This window comes from Vibrio sp. T11.5, assembly GCF_027587155.1.
GTDB lineage: Bacteria > Pseudomonadota > Gammaproteobacteria > Enterobacterales > Vibrionaceae > Vibrio > Vibrio neptunius.
Window position 1 is genome coordinate 1 of the sequence record NZ_JAPPTP010000005.1, and the last position, 21,819, is coordinate 21,819.

Sequence of the window (21,819 nt, forward strand, 5' to 3'; positions counted from 1 at the left end):
TAACAAAGAATTTTATTTCCTGACCTATGCCAGTACAGAGCAAGAGCAAATAGAAATGATGCGCCATTTGAAGAGGTTCATCAAAGTTGAACATGAAGACTACTACCATCAGGTGTAGTTGATGGGGCCTCACTGATGTATGTGTCTGTCGACTCGTTACCGGAGCTAACCCCAGAATATCAGCAAGCCCAGCAGCAAGCGGTACAAGAGGCCAAAATGGTCTATCAATTTGAACTCGTAAGACAGCGTCCCAACGATTACGGCACAATTTCTATATGGTCGTTGTTTGGCTTGTTCTCCCTATGGCTTATGTGGACCGCGGTATCTGATGACCTCTGGACGCTCGCTATCATTATTCTATGTTTGACTGTCAGTATACTGTTGTACTTATATTACGCTGGCAACCCAGATAAAGTGTGTTTTATTGCATATACTGTTAGTGGGAACGAAAGCACGAGGCGAGCAAGGAGAACACTATGTACTTAGTCAGGTTGGTTTACGCAAGCACAATAACAAAAGGGATTACCGAATCAGATATTCAAAATATTCTAGATGTAGCGAGAAAAAACAACGCGCTAGTCGATGTGACGGGTTTATTGTTATTTAATCGCAATTACTTTTTGCAGTGCCTCGAAGGTTCAAGAGCTCAGGTAAACAAGATTTATCATCAAATTCTTAATGATCAGCGACATGAAGATATTTTGTTGCTCGATTACACCGAGATCTTCGAGCGAGAATTCGGTGACTGGAGTATGGGCTATATTCCCGAAATGAACCTGACCACACCGATCAACCTTAAATATTCGGTTCAAGCGAAATTTGACCCTTACAGTATGTCTGGTGGTAGTGCGCATAAGTTACTACTCAACCTGCGCAATGTCGTGACCCTTGTCTAGCCAATAAACAGCAAAAAGCAGCCTTAAATGGCTGCTTTTTTTAGCCTCGATAACCGAGTTTAACCTTGCCATCGGAATCAAACCATAAAGACTCTTTGCGTCGACGACCGATTAAAATCGGGCCATCATCGTAGAACAAGAAATTTTTCCAATGTTTCTTAAAAATACTCCATTTAGTCTCGATGACGTTGTATTTTTCGTAGCAAAAATAGACCGTGACGTCGTCCTGCCAAGCAATAAACTCGGCGACGCCTTCTGGCAACACGTCTTCGTCGGCTTCCCAAGCCGCCATCCAATCAAGACTTTCTTTCCAGTTGGATTCTTTCATTGGCCAGTCACTTGAACTCAGGCGTTCTGCATCTGGGCTTTGAGTACTGATGTTCTCTTTCCATAACTGAGCAGCACGCGCCTGTGTCATCGGCTTGATCTGCTCAAGATCTTGCTCTGGTACGGGCATAGATTGGTGAGTGAAAATCCATTTTCTTTGGTATTCATCCAAAGTGAGATACGACATTCATTTTCCTCGTAGTATGGCCTGTTCAGGCTTTAAGCCATCCTTTTTGAGTGGCTTCTTCAATGACTTGCTGAGCCTTAGCCCATAAAGCTTGCGAGCCATATTCTATTTTCTGGTTTACCGTCAGCGCTTGCTCACGAGTCACGCCATGCTCTAGCCAACTCTGACCATTATTGTGATAATTAAGTAACATTGGGATTATCCTGTCCAGGGCTTTACCAAACTTAGCATCAGCTGACTCAGCTCGCTCAAACTCAAGCCATAGTTCAAGAAGCTCCTGCCCTTGATCATTAGGAAGCAAAGCAAACAATCGCTGTGCAGCGACAAGCTCTTTCTCCGCCTGTAGTTTTGAGGCCGCTATGTCGTACACGAATGTATCGCCAGCATCAATTTCAACAATATCGTGCAGCAGTAGCATCTTCACAACACGAGCAATATTAACGGGCTCGTTAGCGTGTTCTTCCATTAATATCGCCATTAGAGCAACATGCCAGCTGTGTTCTGCGCTATTTTCAAGACGACCTTGAGCACTTTTGACACGGGTTCTTCGCAAAACGGATTTCAGTTGGTCTAGCTCCATCACCAAAGCCAGTTGTTTCTCTAATCTATCCATGGTCAGTTTTTTATCCAGTTGGGGTTAAGCAATGACGTCAGGTTGTGGTCTTCCCACTTCCCATCAATCAGCAGATAATCTTTGGCGAATCCTTCCCTTTGGAATCCAAGACGCTCAAGCACGGCTTCACTGCGATGATTTCGTGGCATGTAGCCCGCCATAATTCGATGGATGTTTTGGATAGTAAACATATAGCGAACGGCCATCTTCAAAGCTCTCGTCATCACACCCCGCCCTTGTGCAGTTTTACCAAGTGAATAGCCAAGGTTACAGGCGTGAAAAGGGAATCGAGAAATATTGCTAAACGAAACCGTACCCAACATTTCGTTCGTTTCACTATCAATGATGAGCAAGTAGTAGCCTAAACCCATACGGTGAAGCTCGTTCAACTTAATCAAACGCTGTGTCCAGCCAAACTCTGAGAAGAAAGCCTCTTCCCGTCTGGGTTCCCACTGCTTGAGGTGTTCTCGATTAGCAATAAAGTAATCAGAGATCAACTGACCGTCGGTAGGTTCCGCGGTGCGCAGAATAATACCTTCATCCTGCTCAAACACCTGTTGAGGAGTACTGATTCGTTCCATCTAGTTTTTTCTTATTCCGTATTCACGCAGCTTGTTGGCCACTGAGGTGTGGGAAACGTTGAGGCGTTTGGCCAATTTTCGGCTTGACGGGAACGACTGATAAAGGCGTTCCAGAACCTGAGATTCATAATCTTTCATGATTTCATCTAGTGAACCATCTAGATTAATGGTCGCCCCACTTGTGGAAGGAGTGTCGAGTTGCGGCAAATGAAATAGATCAACAGTCAACGTCTCTGTATCTAGCTCAGTTAGCGCTCTCAACACCATATTCTCTAACTGTCGCATGTTCCCTGGCCACTGATAGTTAACCAACTGAGCAACTAAGGTTTCATCAATATTGGGCTTCTTGATACCAAGCTGTTTAACATATTTGACGACAAACAGTTCGAGAAGCGGGCCAATATCATTTGAGCGCTCTCGAAGTGCAGGGATATTAAGTGTTAAAACATTCAAGCGGTAAAAAAGATCTTCACGGAACGATTTAGACTCCGCGAGATCAGCAAGGTTATGACGAGTAGAAGCGATCACTCGAACATCGACATGAATTTCTTGCTCAGCCCCTACGCGACGGAAAGTACCATCTTGGAGCAAGCGCAATAACTTAATCTGTAGATGAGGGCTCATTTCACCAATTTCATCTAAGAAAACCGTGCCGCCATCCGCTTGTTCAAAAATGCCCTTATGACCCTGTTCATGGTTGAACGAGCCCGGGGCATGACCAAACAGCTCAGTTTCGGCCACATCATCTGGCATTGAAGCACAACTCAGAACAAGGAATGGTGAAGCCGCTCGGTGGGAACGATTATGACACGCTCTGGCCAGCATCTCTTTCCCTGTGCCCGTTTCTCCTTGAATCAGCAATGGCTGCTCAAGCATCGACAGTTTTTTCGCTTGGCTCATTAGTGCCTTGTGCCGATTGGATATACCGACAAAATGTTCAAAGCCGAGATTGTTGTGCAGGGGTAATGAATCTTCTAAGACCGACTTTTCTTGCGTAGAGCGGATGATCATCACTGTACTGGCCAAGATCGATTCGTTGGATTCATCAGTGATGTAAACTGGCATTATCTCCATGCTGTAGTCGAGACCGCCAATAACAATGTTTTCTCGCTGACGGGTGATCTTACCCTCAGCCCACTTAGAAAAATTAAAGCTGGGTAGCAGAGTGCTGATTTGGTGACCAATCATCTCCTGTTCTTCACACCTGAACAAGCCTAAAGCCGCGTGGTTCGCCATATCAACATTGCCTTTCAAGTCAATCGCCAATACTGGCTCAGGCAAGTTATTAAGCAGAGAGATAAGTTCTGTATTGTGCCTTTCCATCGGCATGAACTGAATTTTACGCACGTCTCTCACACCTGAAATTCGACGTATCTCGGCCATAAGTTCACTGAAAGTATCGAAATCGATATCAGGACAGTTGAGGTAGATAATACCTATGGTGTCGATTTCGATCCCTCGCAAATCAATATTTTTAGAAGCCAGAATATCGAGTAGCTCACGGGTGAGCCCTAATCTGTCTTCACATATCACTTCTAAACGCACTGATTAAATCCCTAGTCTTAGGTGTCAGGAAAAGTTGACAGTAGTTTCCCTTAAGCCTAGATCCTCGTCAAGCAAACCAGCATTACTTGCTTCACATTCACACTATTTGATTGTTATAGAGGCGATTTTTTCTACAATCTGCTTTCTTATCGCACCTAAACTAACTTTTCTTTCCGGATGCCAAGGTATAGGCCTAAGTAATGTCATCGCTTTGATTCCTAGCCTTGCGGTCAGTATACCAACCCCAAGCCCTTGCCCTGCTCTCGCTGATACTTTCCCCGCAAGATCCATCGACATTAAATCCATACTGGCATCTATCGCCAGTTCACTTGCCCCTGCCGCGGCCATGTTGATCAATGTTGCTTTGAAAAGCTTCAATCTAGACCAGTATCCGAGCTCTACACCGTAGACATCGGCGAGACTGTCGATCATTTTGAAATTGCGCCATGCGACCAGCAACATATCAACAATGGCCAGTGGGCTAATTGCCACCAAAGCGGCAGATTCCGTCGCGTACTGAGTGACGATTTTGCTCGCTTTCTTGTCTTGTTCACTCACGACCATAGCGTCATACATGTCGAGTACTTCGGAGTCGCTGTGAGAAGCATTAACACTGTGTATCCAGCGGTCATAGCTTGGTGATTCTGGCTTAATGCCGCTTTGCTTAGCGATAGCTTCACAAAAAGCTTTTCCGCGACCGACACTATTACCAGCAATTAGCGCTTCACTCTGTTCTTGAACCGAAAAGTGATGACGTAACGTCTTAAGCTTCCATAGTTCCTTACCCATTGCCCCTATGCCTAGCGCCGCCAGTGTCGACATAAAACCTGCCCAGCCAAGCGCTAACCAATCTGCATTTTGAACAGACACCATAATACTGTCGATGGCTTGCCAACCGACTAAGCCAGAAAAAGCTGTAAGTAGACCACTCGCTAGCCATCGACGCCCGGTTTTAGGTCGAATCACCTGTGCTAGGTTTTCCTCAGCCCCACTAGACGTTTCTTCAGAGCTGATTGCCGCTGGTATAAAGGTTTCTCGTTCTTCGAACTGCATTTGCGAGGTCAGGTCTGGCTCGCTACCCAAAGGTTCTTGATCCAATGTTTGGTTGAAGACTTGTTTTTGCTTCAGCTTTGGGTCTTGATAATCGGTCATTTCAGCTTGTCTCCAATCAGGTATTCCAGCGCTTTATCGAGACGAATATGAGGAATAGGATCATCTTCCGAGCTAGAAAGTGGCCGAAAGCCAATAAATTCGAATCCCTCGTTTTGCCAAAAACGCTTGTGAGGTAGTTTTTGCGGAACCTCTCCCGGAAATATTGTCATGGGTTGTCCCTCAAGGTTTATTCCTTGTATAGCAGGAACGGATTCAGTACCACGGTTGATGAAACCTGTTTTGGTTGCCTGAATAGACGCCATAGAGATACAGCTCATCTCGATGTTTTCATAGGACGCCGTTTGCCAAGCGGGATGAACCATCTGTTGCAGCAGAGAAACAAGGTTGGGATGCTGCTCTGGAGTAACATGGTCGGCCTTAGTCGCCGCAAACAATATCTTGTCGATTCTCGGCGCAAACAATCTCTTTAGTATATTGCTTCGGCCATAGCGGAAGCTATGCATGATCTGTTCAATGGCATGGCGCATGTCGTGGAACGATTCGTAACCAGCGTTTAAAGGTTGTAGGCAGTCGACCAAAACGATTTGACGGTCAAACGTCGAGAAGTGATGCTTGTAAAACGCTTTCACGACTTTTTGTTGATATTCCTGATAGCGCGCTTCGAGCATGGCTAAATTGGAGTCCTTACTCACTTTACTCTCTGCATCAAAGCGGCACGGGAAAAACTGCAACACTGGCGCACCTTCCAGCTCACCTGGTAAAACAAACCTACCAGGCTGAACCCAGTGCAACCCCGTCGCCTTGCAATTGTGTAAATACTGAGTGTAACTCTGTGCGATCGCTTCAAGCTCTCTTTCATTGACGTCACCAGTCAGGTCTAGTTGTTCGAGTTTAGCTAACCAGTCTTGTGCCAGCTCTCCACGTTGACCTTTAAGTGCGTTGAATTGTGTCTGTGACCATTGGTGAAAGCTCATGTCCAGTAACGGTAGATCGAGCAACCATTCACCAGGATAGTCAATAATATCGATGTGTAACCTTGATGTGCTGCTAAACAGCTTTTTAGATTTTCTCGTCGATTTGTATTTCACAGCAAGACGAATTTCGCTGACATCGCGTGTCGGCTCGGGCCATGTTGGCGGCTCAGAGAATACGTCTTCCATCGCTTCATCATACGCAAAGCGCGGTACCATCATATTGGCTTGAGGTTCTCGCTTTGCACCCACGATACGTTTATCGCGAGCCGATGCCAGTAGAGGGAGGTTGTCATGAGTGGAAGTGTGTAATAGTTGATTGACAAGTGAACTAATAAACGCTGTTTTACCAGCGCGTGATAACCCCGTCACGGCTACCCGTACATGGGAATCAACACTTCGATTTATAAAATCATTCACTTCCTGGGTTATGTTCTTCATTTACCGTCTCTTTGCTTGGAACACACATTCATCCTAATCATTGTAATCTTAATGAAAGATGAATAAAAAAGCCTCTGATAAAAATCAGAGGCTTAGATGCTTTAAACGTGGGCAAACGCACCAGATAGCGTTAGTCATCTTCTATCAGCTTGAAGATCACAAACAAAGCGATTTCCAATAGAACCAATAAAGCACAAGTCATGATGACGTACTTTTGATCAAAAATGCTAATCCCATTAAGGAATAAATCGTAGCCGAGCAACGAACCGACCACTACGGCAATAATCAGTTGTAGGATTTGAACAAATCGTGGCATGAATGCTCCTTGAGTTCTTTAACGCGAAAAATCTGATAAAAAAGGTGCGGCATACCGCACCTTTATCCACTGTTTACCTTTTCATTCAGTGGTTTCTAACCCGTTCTATGATTGAGACTCCATTTCCTGAATTTTTACTTTCCAAGTATCTGGGCCGATCTGGTGAGCATTAGCCCCCGTTGAATCCACAGCAACCGTGACTGGCATATCTTCCACTTCGAATTCGTAGATCGCTTCCATGCCCAAGTCTTCAAACGCCACAACACGCGCTTTCTTGATGGCTTTTGCCACCAAGTAGGCAGCACCACCGACAGCCATTAGATAAACCGCTTTATGTTTTTTGATGGATTCCACGGTCGCTGGGCCACGCTCTGCTTTACCAATCATACCCATAATGCCTGTTTCTTCGAGCATCATGTCGGTGAATTTATCCATACGAGTTGAGGTCGTCGGGCCTGCTGGACCCACAGCCTCATCGCCCACAGCATCAACTGGGCCAACGTAGTAAATAAACTTGCCTTTAAGGTCAACGCCCTGTGGCAAGCCTTCACCATTTTGCAGCATTGTCTGGATACGTTTATGCGCCGCATCACGCCCCGTCAAGATCTTTCCTGATAACAGTACAGTTTCGCCAGTCTTCCACTCTTCAACGTCTTTTTGCGTGACGTCATCAAGGTTGACACGGCGGGTATTGGCTCCTGCTTCCCAAGTGATATCTGGCCACTCTTCAAGCTTAGGTGGCGTCAAGTCCGCTGGACCTGAACCATCTAAGGTAAAATGCACGTGGCGCGTTGCAGCACAGTTGGGAATCAAACACACTGGCTTGGATGCCGCATGCGTCGGCGCTGTCTTGATTTTCACATCCACGACGGTGGTTAAACCGCCCAGACCTTGAGCACCAATGCCTAGTTTGTTGACACGGTTGAAAATGTCGAGACGTAGCTCTTCTTCTGCGTTTTCTGGACCACGCTCAATCAACTCTTGAATGTCGATGTGCTCCATCAGAGATTCTTTTGCCAGTACTGCTGCTTTTTCAGCTGTACCGCCAATACCTATTCCTAGCATTCCCGGAGGGCACCAACCCGCCCCCATTGTCGGCAGTGTTTTTTCAACCCATTCAGCCACATCATCAGACGGATTAAGCATGACCATCTTGGTCTTATTCTCAGAACCGCCGCCTTTGGCAGCAATTTGTATCTCAACCGTATTGCCCGGCACCATGTTAATGTGAACAACCGCAGGCGTGTTATCCTTGGTATTGATTCGCTTACCTGCAGGGTCGAGCAGAACAGACGCTCGTAGAGGGTTGTCAGGGTTTGTGTAGGCCTGACGAACACCTTCATCGACCATTTGCTGAACCGTCATATCGGTAGAGTCCCACTGGACTTCCATACCGATATTGACAAAGCAGGTAACGATGCCTGTGTCCTGACAGATTGGCCGGTGACCTTCTGCAGACATACGCGAGTTGATAAGAATCTGAGCAATCGCGTCTTTCGCCGCTTGGCTCTCTTCTTTGTGATAGGCTTCTTCAAGGGCTTGAACAAAGTCTAGAGGGTGATAGTAAGAAATATACTGAAGTGCATCAGCGACACTGCTGATCACATCTTGCTTGCGAATTACCGTCATTGCATGCCTCGTTATAGTTATGCTTCCTTTAACACCGCCGTATAGACGCCAGTTTATATTCTTGCTTTTAACCACAAGTTTAGAAGACTGACACCACCTTTTTATTATAAAACGTCACTGTAGCGGCGATAGTTGGCAATATGATACTCTTGGTTTCCCTCTCTTGCTATGCAGTGAACGATCTCTTTGTCACAAATTAAACAAATGAATAACAGCACACTAAATTGCTTAGAAATCAAACCGATTAACTACCATCCAGAGCTTTCAAAACGTCTTTTTAGCCGAATTGAAGACAAACCGTGGTCGATGTTGTTACGTTCTGCATCCGATAACCACATAGATAGCCGATTTGATATTTTAGTTGCTGATCCCATCGTTAAACTCACCACCTGTGGCGAATTTACGAAGATCGTTAACCCCGCTGGGCAATTTGAATCCGGTCAAGACCCTTTTACACTCTTAGAGCAACAACAGAACCAATGGCTGCCCAACCAAGAATACAAAGGTGATTTGCCATTTATTGGTGGAGCACTAGGCTACTTTGCCTACGATTTAGGTCGCAGAGTAGAAAAACTTCCCAAAATGGCTGAGCGAGATCTCTCATCGCCAGATATGGCGGTAGGTATCTATGAATGGGCAGTGGTGGTTGATCATAAAGAGAAACAAGCGTTCGTCGTCGGCGAGAGCGTTGAACGTCATTATCATTGGCTCGAGTCGCAAACGAATCAAGGCTCGCAGGGCTTTTCTCTATGCAGTCCTTGGCAGTCCAATATGTCAAAGCAAGCGTATCGCGATCGCTTTCATCAAGTCCAAGAGTATTTGCGCTCGGGAGACTGCTATCAGATTAACCTGGCTCAGAGATTTAGTGCTCAATACTCAGGAAGTGAGTGGCATGCGTATCAGAAGCTCGAATCAGTCAACAAAGGGCCTTTTTCCGCCTTTGTCCGTACTGAATGCAGCGCAATCCTGAGTGTTTCACCTGAACGCTTTTTGCAAGTACACGACCGTCTGATTGAAACAAAGCCCATCAAAGGCACTCGCCCTAGGTATCAAGACGCTGAATTAGATTCCGCTTCTGCAAAGGCACTGGCGATGGCAGAGAAAGATCAAGCGGAAAATCTGATGATCGTCGACTTGCTGAGAAATGATGTCGGACGGGTTGCAAAACCTGGTTCTGTACATGTTCCCAAACTGTTCGATATTGAGAGTTTTCCAGCCGTGCATCACCTAGTGAGTACAATAAGAGCTGAGTTAGATATTCAATACTCACCTGCCGATCTGCTGCGTGCTAGCTTTCCTGGGGGGTCAATCACAGGCGCTCCTAAAATTCGAGCCATGGAGATCATCGAAGAATTGGAGCCACATTGCCGCAGTGCCTACTGTGGTAGCATCGGCTACATAAGCCGCCATGGTTCGATGGATACCAGTATTACTATCCGAACACTGATCGCTGAGGGCCATCAAATTCATGTCTGGGCAGGTGGCGGCTTGGTCGCCGACAGTGACAGTGAAGCAGAATATCAGGAAACATTAGACAAGCTGTGCAGAATTCTGCCCGTGCTCGAGAATTAAGCCCACTTTTCGAGCATGAGTTTTAGGTCTTTTGCCGTGTACGGTTTGGTTAAAATGTCATTCATACCGCTTTGAATACATCTTTCACGCTCTTCCAGCGTTGTCCCAGCCGTTAAAGCTATGATAGGCAGTTCAAATTCTTGTTCACGTAAGTAACTGGTGGCTTCAAAACCGTCCATCTCTGGCATTCGACAATCCATAAAAATGAGATCATATCGGCTTCCAGATGCGGCTTTGATGGCTTCCACACCATTGTTAGCGATATCCGGCGTGATCGACAGCTTTTTCAACATTTGATTGATAATAACTTGATTCATGCGGATATCGTCCACCACTAAGATAGACAAATTTTCCAGCGGCTTTGTCGCCTTGTTCTCCGTACTTTCAGTCTGCAATGCTTGAGTGGCGACTTTAAGCGGAATAGATAGCTTAAACTCAGTGCCCACACCTTTTTGGCTGGTAAAACCGATCTCTCCTTTCATCAGATCGATGAGGTTTTTGCAGATTGCCAAACCCAAACCTGTTCCCTCAAAATGACGTTTAGCGGTTCTGTCGGCCTGCACAAAAGGATCAAAAAGAATCGCTTTTGCTTCTTCTGGTATACCTATGCCCGTATCTTTCACCATGACCTTAAGGTTGTCTTCTAGCCAGAGCACTTTGACTTGCACTGAGCCTGCTGAAGTAAACTTGATGGCATTGCCGACGAGGTTGATCAGAATCTGGCAAATCCGGTCAAAATCCCCTATCAAAAACTCTGGTACTTCTGGCGCCGAGTCAATTGAAAAATGAATCCCTTTGTCCTGTGCCCTATTCGCAAACACACCATCGAGCATATTGGTCAGTTCTAGCCAAGCAAAAGTCGATGGAATTAGCTCCATCATACCTGCACTCATTTTACTAAAATCAAGGATGTCATTGATGATATGCCTTAAGAAATCACCAGTATGGGAAAGGTTGGTTAGTAAAGTACGTTGCTCTTCATCCAACGAGGTATCTGACAGTAGTTCAGCGCTCCCTAGCAAACCATTTAATGGCGTTCTTAACTCATGATTAATCATGGCGACAAACTCTTTGGTCGCCCTCTCTGATTCTTCTGCTCTGGCTCTCGCCTCTTGAGTATTGGTCAGCATAATTTGTCGGCTAATGGCGCTGCAAAGCAAATCCGCAACCAAACGCATTTGGCTAACGATAAACTCAGGTTCAATATCATGATCTTCGGTGAATACTGACAACTCACCCACCACCTGATGATCGACCTCCAATGGAAGAGAGAGCCTTTCTTCTTGCCAATATGCATAAGGCTTAATTCCATCTATTGTGTCTCGCTGTTGGTAACCAAAGTGGCTATCGTAAATCGTCGAGGCAATGCCAGGGGCGAGAAAAAGCCCAGACTCTGTCAACGCGGAAGAGGAATCAAGGCGTTCAAGCAGGTTGGACAGCAAACCATCATCTAACGTGCGACTAAGGAAAGCTCGGCCGAAGTGGATCAGAATCTCGTTTATTTGCTCTTCAAAAGCCAGTTTGTGTAAATCTTTGTGCGTTTGCCTTTTCAGTTGGGTAAGCACTAACTTTAAGTGCTCATTCGCCTCATAAAGTTCGAGACTTTTCTGCTCTAGCAACAACTCCGCTTGCTTGCGTGCAGCAATTTCTCTGGCAATTTTCCGTTCCAGCGCAGACTGATTAGTCATCCATTTACCCTACGACTGCTACCTTGAACCTAACATCATTACCGCTTTTATGATTGTTTTCCATCTCGATATTAAGCGATTCATTAAAATGCTGAGCACACCCCTCAATCAAACCCAAGCAGACATGGGACATACAGCGGGCGCTTTTGTAATCAAAGACCATTTCTGTTTCGGTTTCAGAGATAAATTCAAAGCGTGGAGGATTGGCTTGTTGATACAGTTTTTTCACTTCGATGTGGATATAGTCTTCAACCAAACGAATAAACTGAAGTGAGTTTTTACACCCTTGTAAGCTACTTCGTTCAGGCAAAGACTGATAGAGTTTTTCAAATACAGATTGGCCAAAAACACGCTGCAATTCTTCGGCAGAAATACCCGTTTGTTTGCTTAACTGAACGATAAGCTTTACCAAGTTTCTGTGATCATAGCTGCCGACTGAGGTGTAGACACCTTCATCGCCTGCATCAGAAAGAAGTTTATCAAGAGCATCGAGGCCAAACTTCTCTTCAACTAAGTCCATAAATTCTGTAAAGACAAGTCCTTTCATATATTGAGCTATCCTTGTTATATGATGGTCTCTCAAGCATGAGTCATAAAGTTTAGTTTTTCAAATAAGCATTCGGAGCTAACGTGTTGTCAGAACTCAATAAAAACCTATTAATTCAAAAGTTCCAGTTACAGCAAACCGTCGATTATCACCATGAAGCTTTAAAACGAGTTGCACATATTCATCATGAGTCATTACGCAAAGCCTCAGTGCTTATAGGGTTCGTGGAGAGAGGGAACGGGCTGAATATCATTTTCACCAAACGCGCAAAGCACCTAAAACATCACCCCGGACAAGTCAGTTTTCCTGGTGGCAAATATGAAGATTGGGACCACTCATTGGCGGATACTGCATTAAGAGAGACTTACGAAGAAATTGGAATCAAACACCGACAAATTGCCATTTTTGGCCAGATGCCAGAACTCATCACCATCAGTAAGTTTACGGTGACCCCCTTTCTCGCTTTCGTATCCCCTGATTACCAAACGACCATTGACACTAATGAAGTTGACGAAGTGTTCGAAGTGCCCGCTGAAATCGTGCTCGACAAACGTCACTTGCATAGCGAACGCTTCCAGTTTCGTAACCATTCACACCGTGTGTTTGGCCTGTCCTACGAAAAGCACTTTATTTGGGGGATGACAGCACAAATTATCCACGCCATGCAAAACCATATCATGCCGCAACATTAACATTTATTGGTATTGTTCGACGTTTAATCACATTAGTTAAACTATTCATCAATAAGGCAAACGTTTTCTCGCGACATACATTAAACAAATTTGCAACAAGATTAGTTTTTCTAATGAATTGGATTAGCATAAATCACTAGTAGCACATCATTTTCGTGAGCAAAAACCTGTTTTTGACATATCATATTATGACTCGCATCAATTCATGATTTAGATCTATTTTTCGTGCAAGATTTTTATGCAAAATTGCACCCGACTTATTTCCTGTTCCCAAAAATGAGTATCACAAAATGAATGCTACAAAATCAGCGGTTTCGACCGCACAATCGTCTAGTAAGTTTTCTTACAAAGACTTCACCTGGTGCCTGTCACTTTTCGGTACTGCGGTAGGTGCTGGCGTACTATTTCTACCAATTAAAGCGGGAGCTGGTGGTTTCTGGCCATTAGTAATCCTTGCTCTCATCGCAGCACCAATGACTTGGTTCGCTCACAAATCTCTTGCTCGCTTCGTTCTCTCTGCGAAAAACCCTCAAGCTGATATCACTGATACAGTGGAAGAACACTTCGGTAAAAATGGCGCAAACCTTATCACTTTCGCTTACTTCTTCGCTATTTACCCTATTGTTCTTATCTATGGTGTTGGCATTACAAACACAGTAGATTCTTTCCTAGTAAACCAAATGGGCATGGAATCCATACCTCGCTGGTTGCTGTCTGGGGCACTTATTGCTGCTATGACCGCTGGCGTAGTATTTGGTAAAGAGCTCATGCTGAAAGCGACCTCTGCCATGGTTTACCCATTGGTATTGGTTCTACTAGCACTCTCTGTCTATCTGATTCCAGATTGGAATAGCTCTATGGTGGAAGTCGCACCTGACTGGTCTGCCCTTCCTTCTGTCGTATGGCTAGCAATTCCGATCATCGTATTCTCTTTCAACCACAGCCCAATTATTTCTCAGTTCACTAAAGAACAACGCCGTGTATACGGAGAAGATGCAGTAAAGAAAACCGATGCGATTACTGGCGGCGCGGCAATGATGCTGATGGGCTTCGTGATGTTCTTTGTATTTTCTGTTGTGCTGTCTCTTTCACCAGAAGAGCTTGCCATGGCGCAAGAGCAAAACATCTCGGTATTGTCTTACCTAGCGAACGTTCACGAGTCACCTCTGATCTCTTACATGGGCCCTCTAGTCGCGTTTGCGGCGATTACATCAAGCTACTTTGGTCACTTCCTAGGTGCTCATGAAGGTATGGTTGGTCTGATCAAATCTCGCTCTTCAGTACCCGTGGATCAGATTGAAAAATTCTCTTTAGTATTCATCGTTATCACCACTTGGATTGTGGCTATTGCTAACCCTAGCATCCTAGGCATGATTGAAACCATGGGCGCGCCTATGATTGCAGCAATCTTATTCCTAATGCCTGTTATTGCCATGCAACTCGTGCCAGCAATGGCGAAGTACAAAACTTCTGCGCCTGTTCAGATTTTCACAACAATCTGTGGTCTTGCGGCAATTAGTTCTGTAATCTACGGAGCACTTTAATCACGCTAGTGAATTAAGTGGTTAAATAAAAAATATAACGATAATAATAAGCCTCCCGCTCCCCGTTGGGAGGCTTTGTTTTGAGGAAATCGATATGATTAGTGTTTTTGACATCTATAAAATCGGTGTTGGTCCTTCAAGTTCACACACTGTAGGCCCAATGAAAGCGGGTAAAGAATTTATTGATGATTTACGTTCAATGGGAAAATTGCGCGACATCACTAAAATCACCGTTGACGTTTATGGATCGCTATCACTGACAGGGAAAGGTCACCACACCGATATCGCCATCATCATGGGTCTTGCAGGCAATACCCCTGAGAAAGTAGATATTGACTCTATTCCGGGCTTTATCGCTCGCGTAGAGGAAACGGAACGACTTCCTGTTGGCATGCACTGTCATACAGTATCCTTCCCGAAAGAAGGTGGAATGAACTTCCATAAAACTAACCTTGAGTTGCACGAAAATGGTATGCAGATCCATGCATGGATCGAGAACGAGAAGGTCTACTCAAAAACCTATTACTCGATCGGAGGGGGATTCATCGTCGATGAAGAGAACTTCGGCAAGGAGCAAGCAAACCCGGTTAAAGCACCTTATGAGTTCACCACGGCAGAAGAGCTGGTCAACCAATGTAAAGAAAGTGGTCTTTCCATCAGCACGCTTGTGATGAAAAACCAAGCTGCTCTTCACTCTGAGGAAGAATCTCGCACTTACTTCGCTAAGATCTGGAAAACCATGCGTGAGTGTATGGATCGCGGTATGAATACAGAAGGTATCTTACCAGGTCCACTGCGTGTACCTCGTCGTGCTGCGGCTCTTCGCCAACAATTGATGACTTCGGAAAAAACGACTAACGATCCAATGGCTGTCGTCGATTGGGTCAACATGTTTGCTTTCGCAGTCAATGAAGAAAATGCTGCTGGTGGCCGAGTTGTAACGGCACCAACCAATGGCGCGTGTGGAATTATCCCTGCGGTATTAGCATACTACGACAAGTTTATTCAGACTGTTACTGAGAAAGATTACATCCGCTACTTTGCGGCTTCTGGCGCAATAGGTGGCCTATATAAACGTAACGCCTCAATTTCTGGTGCGGAAGTCGGTTGTCAGGGCGAAGTCGGTGTAGCATGCTCAATGGCAGCGGCTGGTCTTGCGGAACTAATGGGTGGAAGCCCAGAGCAAGTTTGTATGGCTGCGGAAATCGCTATGGAACACAACTTAGGTCTCACCTGTGATCCTGTCGCTGGTCAGGTGCAGGTTCCATGTATCGAGCGTAACGGTATTGCCGCCGTAAAATCGATCAACTCATCTCGTATGGCTCTGCGTCGTTCATCAGCCCCTACGGTGTCTCTGGACAAGGTTATTGAAACCATGCTAGAAACCGGTAAAGACATGAACGCCAAGTACCGCGAAACATCCCAAGGTGGTCTTGCAGTAAAAGTTATCTGCTAATGCCACACTCTACCTCTCTTCAAAGCCCGTTTTAACGGGCTTTTTTATTGCCAGTCCACTTTTTCTTACTGTTAGCTTCAATCTATTCGCATTTCTATCATCTAAGTTAAAAAAGGCGGGAGACCCGCCTTTTGTTTAGATAACCTGGGAAACAAGCAAGAAGCCACCAAAAAACAAAGAAAACATCAACATTATGCTTCCACCTTCTGCGGTGTATCGCGTCGTCTCTGCATTAGCAAGTCTGATCTTGTATACCATAGCAAGTGGTACAAACACTGCCAAAAACACCAGAATGATCCCAGCGTAGCTCAACACTGCCAAAAACTTGTCTGCAGCCAACAAGGCTCCTGCAAGTGGCAAAATGAACGTAATCACGTAGGTGACAAGATGGTTCTGCCGGAACATATCACGGTTTTGATTGAACAAAGACATGGCCACACCAAAGAACGACGTCAATAGCGCCAACCCTGTAAACACCGATAGAATAGTACCAATCCAAGGCGAGTGATGTTCAAAGGCTTGGATAAGCTCTGACACATTGGAGAACTCGCCAAGCTGTTCGGGTTGTAAGTTACCGACAACAGCAAACAACCAGCATAGGTAGCAGAGCAAGGGAATCACTGAACCAACAATCACCATGTTTCGTAATTGGTGATCGGTCGCTTCATGGTTGTAAGAGACGAGAGAAGGTATAACAACCATAAATCCGAAGCTAGTAAACAGTACAGCACTGGTTTTGAACAGGGCTAAATGGTCATGATTCATCACCTGAGTGATGTTAGCGAAACGAAAGTCTGGCAGTAGCAGAGCCAAACTCAAACTTAGACTAGCAATCATGATGAAAAACAGTGAGCGGTTGAGTTTGTCAATAACACCTGTGCCACAGGCGATAACCGCACCAGCAATAAGCGTGAAGAGAATTTGAGTCTGGCTAGCAGAGAGTTCAATACCTATTGCTCTGGTAAACTGACCTAAGAGGTCTGCCGCACCAAGAATGTAAGCCATTAGCAAACAAATCAATAAAGCGTATAGCAGCAGGTTCGTTACTAACTGCCCCACTTTTCCTAGTGTCTGACGAGCCACAGAGTTAAGGCCCAAACCACCGCCTGCCTTTAACGTCGCTTCGAGTAACAACAAAGCCGCGTAAGTTGTCCCAAAGCAGATAAAAATCATTAATAATGATCCATACCACAAACCAAATTGTGCTAGAACCATTGGAATGGCTAGCATGCCAGCACCGAGTGCAGTACCGGAAATAATCAGGGAGCTACCCAGAAGTTTTGTATTCATAATTGTCGTATCTGTTTTAATAAATAAAAGATTGAGATGTGCGCGTGCCTAGCGCGGGGCCAAGAATCAAAAACGATACGAATAGCGGGCTTTATAGAAAAAAAGGCTTAGGAAAGAGTGGCGCAGAGAAAAAACGCAGTTGAACATGGAGAGGGTAACGAGTGACATCGATGAAACGTGTGGCGAACCTTCTGTCGGTTCGATGATCGGGGTTGTAATTTTGAAGATCATTGAGGTGTCCGATTAAGTGAGACAGTCCTTTAAAACAAAGCAGCAATTCCTCTGCTACTTACTCTTCAGCATGAAGAGAATAAACATCTTAAACATTGACGATAGGATTGCAATCTCCCCAAGAGATAAAATGCGCTATTCACTGACAAAAACACAGAATACACTTTAAAGCTGGCGGATGAGTATCAAAAAAGCGAAGCTCTGTGCTTCGCTTCTTTTCAAACATATAGGTATGTTATTCGCCTGCGTAAATGCAACCTGCGGTACACGTCTCTTTAATTTCAACTTTGCTCAGTAGTGGCAAGGTTGGCTTCACTTTCTGCCAAATCCATTTCGCCAGTACTTCACTGGTCGGATTCTCTAAACCTTCAATATCATTGAGGTAGTAGTGGTCAAGTTGATCATAAATAGGTTTAAACGCGGCTTTGATTTCCGCAAAGTCGACAACCCATCCGGTATGAGGATCAACTTCGCCTTCTACATATAGACGAACTAAGAAAGAGTGACCATGCAGTCGACCGCACTTATGACCTTCCGGTACATGTGGAAGGTGATGTGCCGCTTCAAACATAAACTCTTTGTATAATTCAGTTTTCATTTTGGATCTCAGGCATTACAAAAAGACACGCAATACTAAGGAAATAGTGTAGTAGTGACAAGGTTCACTCAGCGATTAATAAAATTATTTATAAGATGTTGAATTCTCAATTTTTGTAGCACGCCGAAAAAATGTCGCTACGTCAAAGTTTTGATTACATAAGCCCCACATCACATTTACATAATCCACACATTGTGTAGGGTCACAATAACCATGTACATCCATTGAGTGAATGTGCATATAAGTCATTATATTTGACGTCTATTCCAATTCTAACAATTAAGCAGTTGTAAATGAGCTCAACCATTACTACCAAGTTGCTGGCAACCCTAGTCACCGTGTTCTCACTGGTACTGGCTTCCTCCACCGCCTATCAGTATTGGCAACAAAAAGAGCTGATGAATTCCGTTCTCAGCGAACAGTTACACGACAAAGCCAGTAACTACTTCGACAGCCTCAATATGATGATGCTAACCGGAACCATGGCGCAAAAAGAAACACTTCGCCAAAAAGCCTTAGCTCAGGATGGTATCGAGCAGGTCAAAGTCCTTCGTGCTGACGCAGTCAGTAAGCTGTATGGCCCAGGCCAACCAAACCAAGCGCCTGAAGACGAGATTGATCAACGTGCCCTCAGTGGCGAACTAGTTATCGAGCCCATTTCTGCCGCATGGGGTAATGGCTTAGTTGTCGCTTTACCTATGAAGGCCAGTGAAAACTATCGTGGTACCAATTGTGTCTCTTGTCATATGGCCCCAGAAGGCGAGGTACTCGGTGCTATTCGCTTAGAGTACAACTTATCTCACGTCAATAGTATGATCAGCCAGCGCACAATGATCGCCGTAACCATTATGGCAACATTTGGCTTCATCGGCTTTTTGTTGACTCTGTTCCTGATCCGTAAATTCATTGTTCGTCCTATCCAGAAAACATCACGTTACATGCAGAGTGTGAGTGAAAGTAAAGATCTCTCGAAACGGATTGAGCATAATAACAAGGATGAAATTGGCCAGCTGTCTATGGCGATCAACTCGTTTATGGATACTGTGAGTCACAGTTTAGAGAAAGTACAAGAAACCTCCCACCATCTGACCCATTCAGCAACGGGACTCACTGATGTTGCTCGAGTCACAGATCAAGCTGCGCATAATCAGCAAAATGAAACCTCGGATGTCCAAACCAGCATCGAGCAAATGCAGTCCCAGCAGGTACAAGTTGAGCGAGCCACTGATGATGCCTCTAGCTTGATCAAACACACAACCAGCATCGCTGAACAAAGCGCGACTCAGGCGCATAACGCCAGTACTGAAATTAAGAGCCTAGTCACCGATATTGAACAAGTGAAAGTCAACATTGTTGAACTCAACGATCAAACGGCAGAAGTATCGACTATTTTGGAGGTCATCAAAGGTATTGCGGAGCAAACTAATCTGCTAGCGCTGAACGCTGCTATCGAAGCGGCACGAGCAGGTGAGCAAGGTCGTGGTTTTGCTGTGGTCGCGGATGAAGTACGTCAGCTAGCAAGTCGAACGTCGCAGGCTACCGGCAGTATCGAAAACATCATTTCTCAGTTCCAAAAAGATAGTGAAAGCTCACTGTCCTCGGTTGATACCGTGTGCGAAACCGCTCATCAACGCTCCAATGAGATTGAAGCGCTGTCTGTGGCAATGTCTGAAGTGGTGACGGAAATGCAACAAGCACTCTCTCATGCACAAAGTATTCAGCAGCAAACAAGCAATACCACTCATATTAGTCAGCAGGTACAGCACAAAGTCGAAATCATCACCCAGCATGCCGATGACACCTCTCAATCTGCCGCAAAAACGCGCGACATCAGCATGAATCTAGAGCAACTTTCAGAACATTTGGAGTCTTTGATCAACCAATTTACCCTTTCGCGGAAGAATTGAGTCGATTTGGACATTTTTTGCGCCACTATTAGCGAATAAAGGTTGAAGCCTAAGAATTGAAAGGTAATATGTTCCATTGAATATATGAAATTCAATCCAACCCAATGTTTGCTCACTTTTTATTCAGTGAGTCCACAATAAAACATTGGGTTGATTTTTTACTCAATGGAGAATATTTACAACATGACTTACGCGCCTGTATCAGACGTATTAAGCGGTAAGCTAGCAGTTGACAGTGAGGTAACTGTCCGCGGCTGGATCCGCTCGCGTCGTGATTCCAAAGCTGGAATCTCTTTCCTTGCCATCTACGACGGCTCTTGTTTCGACCCGATTCAGGCCGTGGTCCCTAATAATCTAAATAATTACAACGAAGAAGTTCTAAAACTGACAACAGGTTGTTCTGTTGAAGTAACAGGTACTATCGTTGAATCTCCAGCGAAAGGTCAGGACTTTGAGCTTGCAGCGACAGATGTGAAAGTCGTTGGCTGGGTTGAAGATGCTGATACTTATCCGATGGCGAAAACTCGTCACTCGATTGAATACCTACGTGAAGTAGCACACCTTCGTCCACGTACGAACGTTATTGGCGCTGTCGCGCGTGTACGTAACTGTTTGTCTCAGGCAATTCACCGTTTCTACCACGAGCAAGGTTACTTCTGGGTGTCTGCACCACTTATTACCGCTTCTGATGCAGAAGGTGCAGGTGAAATGTTCCGCGTATCTACGCTAGACATGGAAAACCTACCGCGCACAGAACAAGGTAAAGTGGACTACAACGAAGACTTCTTTGGTAAAGAGACGTTCCTAACGGTATCTGGCCAGCTTAATGGCGAAGCTTACGCTTGTGCGCTAAGCAAAGTGTACACATTTGGCCCTACCTTCCGTGCAGAAAACTCAAACACCAGCCGCCACCTAGCGGAATTCTGGATGGTTGAGCCTGAAGTTGCTTTCGCCGATCTTGAAGATATCGCGAAACTGTCTGAAGACATGCTGAAGTACGTATTTAAAGCAGTACTGGAAGAGCGTCGTGATGACCTTGAGTTCTTTGCACAACGTATCGACAAAGAAGCGATTACTCGCCTAGAGAAATTTGTTGAGTCTGATTTCGCTCAGGTTGATTACACTGATGCCATCCAGATTCTTCTCGACTCTGGCCGTGACTTCGAATTCCCAGTTGAATGGGGTATCGATATGTCTTCAGAGCACGAGCGTTATCTCGCTGAAGAACACTTCAAAGCACCAGTAATCGTTAAGAACTACCCGAAAGACATCAAAGCCTTCTACATGCGCCTCAACGAAGATGGAAAAACAGTAGCAGCAATGGATGTACTTGCACCAGGCATTGGTGAAATCATCGGTGGTTCTCAGCGTGAAGAGCGTCTGGACGTTCTTGATGCCCGCATGCGCGATATCGGCATCGATCCAGAGCACATGGATTGGTACCGTGACCTTCGTCGCTACGGCACAGTTCCTCACTCAGGTTTCGGTCTGGGCTTTGAGCGTCTGGTTTCTTACGTAACAGGTATGGGTAACGTACGTGACGTTATTCCATTCCCACGTACACCGCGCTCAGCTAATTTCTAAGCAAAAAGCACACTGATAACATTAAAAAGCCTCCTCATGGAGGCTTTTTTAATGTCTGCCACTATTCAAATTTGGCCGTAGTCAAAACGTC

General features: G+C 45.2%; 20 protein-coding genes. 8 read left to right on the forward strand and 12 right to left on the reverse strand.

From position 1 onward, the window contains the following. Positions 1-135: 135 nt before the first annotated feature. Together OH455_RS07075 and OH455_RS07080 are read left to right on the forward strand one after the other, a co-directional pair. The gene (locus OH455_RS07075; protein ID WP_269980886.1) at positions 136-486 is read left to right on the forward strand and encodes a hypothetical protein; all 351 of its coding nucleotides are present in this window, start codon (positions 136-138) and stop codon (positions 484-486) included. Further along, positions 477-896, forward strand: coding sequence for a BLUF domain-containing protein (locus OH455_RS07080; protein ID WP_269980887.1), 420 nt, complete (start codon positions 477-479; stop codon positions 894-896). The genes OH455_RS07075 and OH455_RS07080 overlap by 10 nt, the downstream gene beginning before the upstream one ends. A 40-nt stretch (positions 897-936) precedes the next feature. On the opposite strand, the gene OH455_RS07085 is transcribed toward OH455_RS07080, so the two are convergent. From OH455_RS07085 to OH455_RS07120, 8 genes are all read right to left on the reverse strand, one after another. Further along, a complete protein-coding gene (locus OH455_RS07085) occupies positions 937-1,410 on the reverse strand; it encodes a DUF2947 domain-containing protein (protein ID WP_269980888.1) in 474 nt (157 codons plus the stop codon). Between the two features lie 25 nt (positions 1,411-1,435). After that, positions 1,436-2,023: an HD domain-containing protein gene (locus OH455_RS07090; RefSeq protein WP_269980889.1), complete on the reverse strand. Its 588-nt coding sequence runs from the start codon at positions 2,021-2,023 to the stop codon at positions 1,436-1,438. Between the two features lie 2 nt (positions 2,024-2,025). Then, positions 2,026-2,604 carry a ribosomal protein S5-alanine N-acetyltransferase gene (gene rimJ / locus OH455_RS07095; RefSeq protein ID WP_045974426.1) on the reverse strand — a complete coding sequence of 193 codons (579 nt, stop codon included), beginning with the start codon at positions 2,602-2,604 and terminating at the stop codon, positions 2,026-2,028. After that, complete coding sequence (tyrR, locus tag OH455_RS07100; protein WP_045974427.1) at positions 2,605-4,149, reverse strand: transcriptional regulator TyrR; 1,545 nt, start codon at positions 4,147-4,149, stop codon at positions 2,605-2,607. It abuts the gene before it with no gap. 102 nt (positions 4,150-4,251) lie between these two features. Continuing rightward, positions 4,252-5,301, reverse strand: a complete 1,050-nt coding sequence (locus tag OH455_RS07105; RefSeq protein ID WP_269980890.1) for a YcjF family protein — start codon at positions 5,299-5,301, stop codon at positions 4,252-4,254. Further along, entirely contained in the window at positions 5,298-6,674 is a 1,377-nt protein-coding gene (locus tag OH455_RS07110) for a YcjX family protein (protein ID WP_269980891.1), read from the reverse strand. Before OH455_RS07110 ends, OH455_RS07105 begins: the two co-directional genes overlap by 4 nt. A 130-nt stretch (positions 6,675-6,804) precedes the next feature. Further along, a complete protein-coding gene (locus OH455_RS07115) occupies positions 6,805-6,990 on the reverse strand; it encodes a hypothetical protein (RefSeq protein ID WP_269980892.1) in 186 nt (61 codons plus the stop codon). Between the two features lie 105 nt (positions 6,991-7,095). Beyond that, on the reverse strand, positions 7,096-8,619 hold the full coding sequence (locus OH455_RS07120) for a fumarate hydratase (protein ID WP_206369376.1): 1,524 nt from the start codon (positions 8,617-8,619) through the stop codon (positions 7,096-7,098). Between the two features lie 204 nt (positions 8,620-8,823). Between OH455_RS07120 and pabB the strand changes: the two genes are divergently transcribed. Beyond that, complete coding sequence (gene pabB / locus OH455_RS07125) at positions 8,824-10,191, forward strand: aminodeoxychorismate synthase component I (protein ID WP_269980893.1); 1,368 nt, start codon at positions 8,824-8,826, stop codon at positions 10,189-10,191. Here pabB and OH455_RS07130 read toward each other — a convergent pair. Together OH455_RS07130 and OH455_RS07135 are read right to left on the reverse strand one after the other, a co-directional pair. Beyond that, a complete protein-coding gene (locus OH455_RS07130) occupies positions 10,188-11,879 on the reverse strand; it encodes an ATP-binding protein (RefSeq protein WP_269980894.1) in 1,692 nt (563 codons plus the stop codon). The genes pabB and OH455_RS07130 overlap by 4 nt on opposite strands. Before the next feature lie 4 nt (positions 11,880-11,883). Then, positions 11,884-12,426: a heme NO-binding domain-containing protein gene (locus OH455_RS07135; RefSeq protein ID WP_269980895.1), complete on the reverse strand. Its 543-nt coding sequence runs from the start codon at positions 12,424-12,426 to the stop codon at positions 11,884-11,886. Positions 12,427-12,509: 83 nt separating this feature from the next. Between OH455_RS07135 and OH455_RS07140 the strand changes: the two genes are divergently transcribed. From OH455_RS07140 to OH455_RS07150, 3 genes are all read left to right on the forward strand, one after another. Further along, entirely contained in the window at positions 12,510-13,118 is a 609-nt protein-coding gene (locus tag OH455_RS07140; protein WP_269980896.1) for a CoA pyrophosphatase, read from the forward strand. Between the two features lie 290 nt (positions 13,119-13,408). Further along, a complete protein-coding gene (locus OH455_RS07145) occupies positions 13,409-14,662 on the forward strand; it encodes an aromatic amino acid transport family protein (protein ID WP_269980897.1) in 1,254 nt (417 codons plus the stop codon). Between the two features lie 94 nt (positions 14,663-14,756). Next, on the forward strand, positions 14,757-16,118 hold the full coding sequence (locus OH455_RS07150; protein ID WP_045974437.1) for an L-serine ammonia-lyase: 1,362 nt from the start codon (positions 14,757-14,759) through the stop codon (positions 16,116-16,118). Positions 16,119-16,253: 135 nt separating this feature from the next. Here the strand turns inward: OH455_RS07150 and OH455_RS07155 are convergent, their stop codons facing one another. Then, the gene (locus OH455_RS07155) at positions 16,254-17,408 is read right to left on the reverse strand and encodes an amino acid permease (RefSeq protein WP_269980898.1); all 1,155 of its coding nucleotides are present in this window, start codon (positions 17,406-17,408) and stop codon (positions 16,254-16,256) included. 466 nt (positions 17,409-17,874) lie between these two features. Continuing rightward, positions 17,875-18,237 (reverse strand): 6-carboxytetrahydropterin synthase QueD, encoded by a 363-nt coding sequence (gene queD, locus OH455_RS07160; protein WP_045974440.1) that lies wholly within the window; start codon positions 18,235-18,237, stop codon positions 17,875-17,877. Between the two features lie 293 nt (positions 18,238-18,530). Here queD and OH455_RS07165 point away from each other — a divergent pair, with 293 nt between their 5' ends. After that, positions 18,531-20,144 (forward strand): methyl-accepting chemotaxis protein, encoded by a 1,614-nt coding sequence (locus OH455_RS07165; RefSeq protein WP_269980899.1) that lies wholly within the window; start codon positions 18,531-18,533, stop codon positions 20,142-20,144. A 183-nt stretch (positions 20,145-20,327) separates the two neighbouring features. After that, the gene (gene asnS / locus OH455_RS07170) at positions 20,328-21,728 is read left to right on the forward strand and encodes an asparagine--tRNA ligase (RefSeq protein ID WP_045974442.1); all 1,401 of its coding nucleotides are present in this window, start codon (positions 20,328-20,330) and stop codon (positions 21,726-21,728) included. Positions 21,729-21,819: the final 91 nt, after the last annotated feature.

Excerpts from the sequence above, each read along its gene's own strand:
- OH455_RS07150 (WP_045974437.1), top strand. The coding sequence starts at position 14,757 with ATGATTAGTGTTTTTGACATCTATAAAATCGGTGTTGGTCCTTCAAGT.
- rimJ (WP_045974426.1), bottom strand. The coding sequence starts at position 2,604 with ATGGAACGAATCAGTACTCCTCAACAGGTGTTTGAGCAGGATGAAGGT.
- queD (WP_045974440.1), bottom strand. The coding sequence starts at position 18,237 with ATGAAAACTGAATTATACAAAGAGTTTATGTTTGAAGCGGCACATCAC.
- OH455_RS07135 (WP_269980895.1), bottom strand. The coding sequence starts at position 12,426 with ATGAAAGGACTTGTCTTTACAGAATTTATGGACTTAGTTGAAGAGAAG.
- OH455_RS07090 (WP_269980889.1), bottom strand. The coding sequence starts at position 2,023 with ATGGATAGATTAGAGAAACAACTGGCTTTGGTGATGGAGCTAGACCAA.
- pabB (WP_269980893.1), top strand. The coding sequence starts at position 8,824 with ATGAATAACAGCACACTAAATTGCTTAGAAATCAAACCGATTAACTAC.
- OH455_RS07165 (WP_269980899.1), top strand. The coding sequence starts at position 18,531 with ATGAGCTCAACCATTACTACCAAGTTGCTGGCAACCCTAGTCACCGTG.
- OH455_RS07115 (WP_269980892.1), bottom strand. The coding sequence starts at position 6,990 with ATGCCACGATTTGTTCAAATCCTACAACTGATTATTGCCGTAGTGGTC.
- OH455_RS07120 (WP_206369376.1), bottom strand. The coding sequence starts at position 8,619 with ATGACGGTAATTCGCAAGCAAGATGTGATCAGCAGTGTCGCTGATGCA.
- OH455_RS07075 (WP_269980886.1), top strand. The coding sequence starts at position 136 with ATGTATGTGTCTGTCGACTCGTTACCGGAGCTAACCCCAGAATATCAG.
- OH455_RS07145 (WP_269980897.1), top strand. The coding sequence starts at position 13,409 with ATGAATGCTACAAAATCAGCGGTTTCGACCGCACAATCGTCTAGTAAG.
- asnS (WP_045974442.1), top strand. The coding sequence starts at position 20,328 with ATGACTTACGCGCCTGTATCAGACGTATTAAGCGGTAAGCTAGCAGTT.
- OH455_RS07080 (WP_269980887.1), top strand. The coding sequence starts at position 477 with ATGTACTTAGTCAGGTTGGTTTACGCAAGCACAATAACAAAAGGGATT.
- OH455_RS07155 (WP_269980898.1), bottom strand. The coding sequence starts at position 17,408 with ATGAATACAAAACTTCTGGGTAGCTCCCTGATTATTTCCGGTACTGCA.
- OH455_RS07085 (WP_269980888.1), bottom strand. The coding sequence starts at position 1,410 with ATGTCGTATCTCACTTTGGATGAATACCAAAGAAAATGGATTTTCACT.
- OH455_RS07105 (WP_269980890.1), bottom strand. The coding sequence starts at position 5,301 with ATGACCGATTATCAAGACCCAAAGCTGAAGCAAAAACAAGTCTTCAAC.
- OH455_RS07110 (WP_269980891.1), bottom strand. The coding sequence starts at position 6,674 with ATGAAGAACATAACCCAGGAAGTGAATGATTTTATAAATCGAAGTGTT.
- OH455_RS07130 (WP_269980894.1), bottom strand. The coding sequence starts at position 11,879 with ATGACTAATCAGTCTGCGCTGGAACGGAAAATTGCCAGAGAAATTGCT.